The organism is Actinocrinis sp. (assembly GCF_035650855.1).
Taxonomy (GTDB): domain Bacteria; phylum Actinomycetota; class Actinomycetes; order Streptomycetales; family Catenulisporaceae; genus Actinocrinis.
Genome location: NZ_DASRGV010000046.1, coordinates 1 through 5,312 on the forward strand (window position 1 = coordinate 1; position 5,312 = coordinate 5,312).

The following is a 5,312-nucleotide window of genomic DNA, read 5'->3' on the forward strand; positions in this document are numbered from 1 at the left end:
GGCTGCCCGTTCGCGCCGCGCTGCGAATCGGTATTCGACCCCTGTCACCAGATCACCCCGCCGCTGCGAGCGCCGGCCGGCGCCTGGCCGGTGGCCTGCCACCTGCACGATGCGCGTTACGCCGGCGGGCTTCCCGGCGGCTCTGAGGCTTCGACCAGCACCGCCGGAACAGCCGAGGAGGGCGGGCGATGAGCGCGCTGACCGTCACCGAACTGACCGTCGACTACCGCCAGCACGGCGGCCGCTTCCGCGCGGTGGAGGGCCTCTCCTTCGCGCTCGAGCCCGGCCAGACCCTCGCCCTGGTAGGGGAGAGCGGCAGCGGAAAGTCCACCGTCGTCAGGACCCTGAGCCGCTTCGTGAAGCCCAGCGCGGGCGAGATCGTGCTGCCGGATCTCGGCGGCGGCGCGGGGCGACTCGGCCGCCGCGCCGAACGCAAGGCCTATCACAAGGCCATGCAGCTGGTCTTCCAAGACCCGTTCGCCTCGCTCAACCCGATGCACACGGTCGCGCACCACCTGCGCCGGCCGCTGCTGCTGCACGGCGGCTACCGGCGCGGCCCGAAGCTCGACGCCGCGGTGCTCGACCTGCTGCGCTCGGTCAACCTGACCCCGCCCGAAGACGTGGCGGGCAAGCACCCGCACGAGCTGTCCGGCGGCCAGCGCCAGCGCGTCGCCATCGCGCGCGCCCTCGCCACCGACCCCAAGGTGCTGCTGGCCGACGAGCCGGTGTCAATGCTCGACGTCTCGATCCGCCTGGAGATCCTCAACCTGCTCGACCGGCTGAAGCGGGACCGCGACCTCGCGCTGCTCTATGTCACGCACGACCTGGCCACCGCGCGGCACTTCTCCTCGCAGATCATGGTCATGTACCGGGGCGAGGTGGTGGAACGCGGGCCGAGCGACGAGGTGATCCTGCATCCGGCGCATCCGTACACGCAGATGCTCGCCTCCGCGGCGCCGGACCCGACGCTGACCCGCTCGAAGCTGGCCGAGGCGCGGGCGCAGCGGGCCCGAGCGCGCGACTCGCGCGCCGCGGAGCACCGGGAATCAGCGCTCGATCAGGGCTGCCGGTTCCGCAGCCGGTGCCCCTTCGCGATGGAGGTCTGCGCGACCCGGCCGCCGGACCTGCCGGCGGTGAAGGGCGCCGTGAACGGCTCGGCGGCGGGGCATGTCGCACGCTGCTGGCTGCTTGACGAGTCGGCGGCGGCCGCACCTGCCGCCGACTCGTCGAACTAACAGGGTTCTTACCCTCGATTTCCGTTACACCGGCCCGGCGCCGTCACGACGCCGGGCCGACGTCCGGGTGAACTACTTGGTCACCTCGGCGGCGAAGGAGAACGCGCGCGGCGTGTGGTGCGCCTGCCCGCCTTCGTGGCCGTTGTACGTGTAGACCGTGATGTCCTTGGGCCCGGCGTAGTGGTTGTAGGACGCGTACACGGTGGACGGCGGGCAGATGTCGTCCATCAGCGCTACCGAGTACAGCGCCGGGGCGGTCGCCCGCGCCGCGAAGTTCAGCCCGTCGAAGTAAGACAGGGTCCTGAACACCTGCTCCACCTTGTCCCGGTGCACCTTGCAGAAGTTGGCGATCTCCTTGTACGGATAGCCGTCCGTGATCTCGGTCGCGCGCCGGAAGTGCTGCAGGAACGGCACGTCGGTGAGCACCCCGGCCAGGTCGTTCACCAGGCCCGCGACCGCGAGCGACAAGCCGCCGCCCTGGCTGCCGCCGTGCACGACGATGCGCGAACCGTCGGCGTACGGATGCGTCCGCGCCGCCTCGACCGCACGCACCGCGTCGGTGTAGAGCCGGCGGTAGTAGTAAGTCTCCGGCGCGAGGATTCCGCGCGTCATGACGCCCGGATACGCCGGGCCGTTGCCGTCGGCGAAGTCGTCCGGGGTGTCACCGACCGACCACGAGGCGCCCTGTCCGCGCGTGTCCATGATGAAGTGCGCGTAGCCGGCGCTGGCCCACAGCAGCCGTTCGAAATGCAGGCCGCGTCCGCCGCCGTAGCCGATGTACTCGACGATGGTGGGCAGCGGGCCGCTCGCAGAGGCCGGGTAAAGCAGCCAACCCTTGATGGGCTGGCCGCCGTAGCCGCGGAAGGTCACGTCCTCGACCACGACGGTGTTCAGCGGGCTCTCCACCGGCTCGAACACCGCGTCGATCGGGTGCGAGCGCGCCGAGGCGAGGGTGTCGGCCCAGAAGGCCGCGAAGTCGTCGGGTTCGGTGCGGGATGGAACGTATTCGACGAGTTCGTCGAGGTCCTTGTCTACGAACGCCATGTTCAGACCTTACCGGTGGGTCGCGCTGCCGGGATACACCCCTTTCAGCACTTGCGCGACCGCGCTGATTCCCGCCGGACCGACCCGGCAACAGCCTCCGATCAGGCGCGCACCCGCGCGGACCCAGGACTCGACCAGGCCCGCGTCGAACGTATTCGATCCCTGCCACGCATGCGCCGCCGCGTCCCAGGACTCGCCGCTGTTGGGATAGACGACCACTGGCTTACCCGTCACGGCCGCGGCGATTTCCACGGCGGGCGCGACGTCCTGCGGCGCGCAGCAGTTGACCCCGATCGCAAGGATCGAATCCACCGAGGCGGCGAGCTCGAAGGCCTCGGCGAGCGGCTGCCCGGCGCGTGTGCGCGATCCGGAGATCGTGTAGGAGAGCCAGCTCGGCAGCCCGAGCGAGCCGACCACCCGGAGCAGCGCCTCGGCCTCGTCGGTATCCGGGACAGTCTCGAGCGCGAGCACATCGGGGACGGCCGCGGCCAGCGCCTCGATGCGCGGCCGGTGGAAGCGTTCCAGCTGCGCGACCGTCAGCCCGTAGCGTCCGCGATACTCCGAGCCGTCCGCGAGTACCGCGCCGTAGGGGCCGACCGACGCCGCGACGTAACGCGGTCGCTCCGCGTGGCCGAAGTCTTCGGCAGCACGCCGCGCCAGCTCGACGCTGAGGCCGAACAGCGCCGCCGCCTCGTCGCGCGAGAATCCCTTGCGGGCCAAGCCGTCGAAGCTCGCTTGATAGCTGGAGCTGATGGCCACCTGCGCGCCGACCGCGAAGTAGGCCGCGTGCGCCGCGACGATGGCCGAGGGGTCATCCGCGAGCAGCCGAGCGGACCAGAGTGCGTCCGAGAGATCGTGCCCCGCGGATTCGAGCTGATTGGACATCCCGCCGTCGAGCACCATCGGCCCGGCGGCCAGCGCCTGCGCCAGGGATGGACGTGCAGGTGTCGTCATACCTTGATCCTAAACCGACGCCTTGCGAAGCCTGTCCCGTTCAACTGGACAGCGCGTGTCCCGGGCTTGCCGCATTCGCCGTCGGCGAAGCTATCGCGGGACACCCAGCGCGCAAGGGTGTCTGTGGCCGAGGGGAGTTGTGAACGAGACTCGCCGCTGTTCGTGCGGCCGCGTCGCGGGGATGTCATCGCGGGGATCTGTGGAGGAAAGGCGGAGCGGCGGGTGGCGGTCCAGGGATTGTCCAGTTGAACGGGACAGGCGCGGGGCCGGCTAATGCCGCTCGCTGCGCAGGTCCAGGCGGCGCATCACGCGGTCGACCAGCTCGGGGTCCGAGCCGGGTTCGGCGCGGGCCGCGAGCAGTTCGCGGCGGCCGGCCGCGATCATCTCCTGATCCAGCGCTTGCAGCCGCTTCACCTCGCCGTAGCGCTTCTTCGCGGCCGCGCGCATCTCGTCGTCGACCGATTCGGGGAACGCCTGCGCCAGCCGCCCCTGGCGCCGGGTGGCCAGCCGGTCGTACAGCTCGTCCGGGACCGAGCCGTTCTCGGCCGCCGCGTTGAGCTGGCGCAGCTCGGCCTTCGCGACCCGGTACCAGAGCCGCTTCTCCGCCTCACGCTCCGCCTGGTCGTCCGCGTCGACCTTCAGCAGCCGCACCAGGACCGGCAGCGTCAGCCCCTGGACGACCAGGGTGAACAGGACCACCGCGAACGCGGTGAACAGCAGCGCGTCGCGGCCCGGGAACGCCTTCCCGCCGTCGACCGTGAGCGGGATCGCGAGCGCCAGCGCGACGGTCACCACGCCGCGCATCCCGGCCCACCACATCACCGCGGTCTCGCGGATGGTGATCGGCTTGTCGTCGCCCTCGGCCCGGCCCATCCGGTTGGCCAGCCAGGCGGCCGGAAGCAGCCAGAGCAGCCGGGTGACGACCACGACGGCGACCACGGCGAACGCGTCGCCGAGCAGCGAGGTCCACCGGTCGCCGACGTCGCGCACGACCACGTACAGCTCCTGGCCGATGAGCCCGAACGCGAAGCCGGTCACCAGCAGCTCGACGATGTCCCAGAACGCTGTGCCGACCAGCCGATAGGCCACGTCGTCGGCGTCGATCTTGTCGGAGAGGTAGAGCCCGTAGACGAGCACGGCGAGCACGCCGGAGCCGTGCAGGTGGTCGGCCGCGACGTACGCCGCCGTCGGGATCAGCAGGCTGAGGCTCACCTGCAGGGTCGCGTCGCCGAGCAGGCCCATCGCCCGGTTCGAGCACCAGCCGAGCACCAGCCCGACCGCCACGGCGATGAGCGCGGACAGGGCGAACTCGCCGAGCGCCTCCCAGCCGGAGAAGTGGTGCGAGACCACCGAGGTGACCGCGACGCTGTAGATGACGACCGCGGTCACGTCGTTGAACAGGCCCTCGGTCTCCAGGGTGCTGATGAGCCGGCGCGGCAGGCTCAGATCCCCGGCGACCGCGGTGGCCGCGACCGGATCCGGCGGCGAGATGAGCGCGCCGAGCAGGACCGCCACGCCGATCGGCAGGCCCGGGTTCAGCACGCTGAACACCCCGGCCACGGCCGCCGTGGTCACCAGCACCAGCAGGATCGCGAGCAGCAGCACGGTGCGCCAGCTCGCCCTGAACTGCCGCCAGTGGGTGCGCCTCGCCGCGGCGAACAGCAGCGGCGGCAGCACCAGCGGCAGGATCAGGTCCGGGCGCAGGTTCGGGTTCGGCACCTGCGGCAGCAGCGCCATCGCGGCGCCGAACAGGGTCATCAGCACGGGGGAGGGAAGCCCGATCCGGCGGCCGACCGGCACGGAGAAGATGGTGGCCAGGCCGATGGCGAACAGGATGGTCAGTTGGTCCATGCGGGCTCTTCCTGTCGGGCCGGGCGGGACGGTGGCCCGTTGGCCGGTTCGGCGGGATACCCGTGATGCTATCCGGATGGTTGTTTTCTGGGGCGAATCGTCCGGAGGCGGGACGCGGGGGCGCTGTAGGTTCGGTGCCCGTCCGCCAGTGCGGGGGCGGACGGGCACCGAGGGGTGGAGCGGCCTGTCAGGCGGTCACGCCGCTGTCGCGGACTCGCCGCCGAGTTG

General features: G+C 71.2%; 4 protein-coding genes and 1 pseudogene. 2 read left to right on the plus strand and 3 right to left on the minus strand.

Annotated elements, in window-relative coordinates:
* Both VFB40_RS03650 and VFB40_RS03655 read left to right on the plus strand, forming a co-directional pair.
* A pseudogene (locus tag VFB40_RS03650) lies at positions 1-192 on the plus strand (hypothetical protein); the annotation flags it as partial.
* Positions 189-1,235, plus strand: a complete 1,047-nt coding sequence (locus VFB40_RS03655) for an ABC transporter ATP-binding protein (protein WP_324847830.1) — start codon at positions 189-191, stop codon at positions 1,233-1,235. The pseudogene VFB40_RS03650 and the gene VFB40_RS03655, both read left to right, overlap by 4 nt.
* Before the next feature lie 72 nt (positions 1,236-1,307).
* Here VFB40_RS03655 and VFB40_RS03660 read toward each other — a convergent pair whose 3' ends face one another.
* From VFB40_RS03660 to VFB40_RS03670, 3 genes are all read right to left on the minus strand, one after another.
* Positions 1,308-2,279, minus strand: a complete 972-nt coding sequence (locus VFB40_RS03660; RefSeq protein WP_324847831.1) for an acetylxylan esterase — start codon at positions 2,277-2,279, stop codon at positions 1,308-1,310.
* Positions 2,280-2,288: 9 nt separating this feature from the next.
* Positions 2,289-3,233: a homocysteine S-methyltransferase gene (mmuM, locus tag VFB40_RS03665; RefSeq protein ID WP_324847832.1), complete on the minus strand. Its 945-nt coding sequence runs from the start codon at positions 3,231-3,233 to the stop codon at positions 2,289-2,291.
* A gap of 270 nt (positions 3,234-3,503) precedes the next feature.
* Positions 3,504-5,084, minus strand: coding sequence for a Na+/H+ antiporter (locus tag VFB40_RS03670; protein ID WP_324847833.1), 1,581 nt, complete (start codon positions 5,082-5,084; stop codon positions 3,504-3,506).
* Positions 5,085-5,312: the final 228 nt, after the last annotated feature.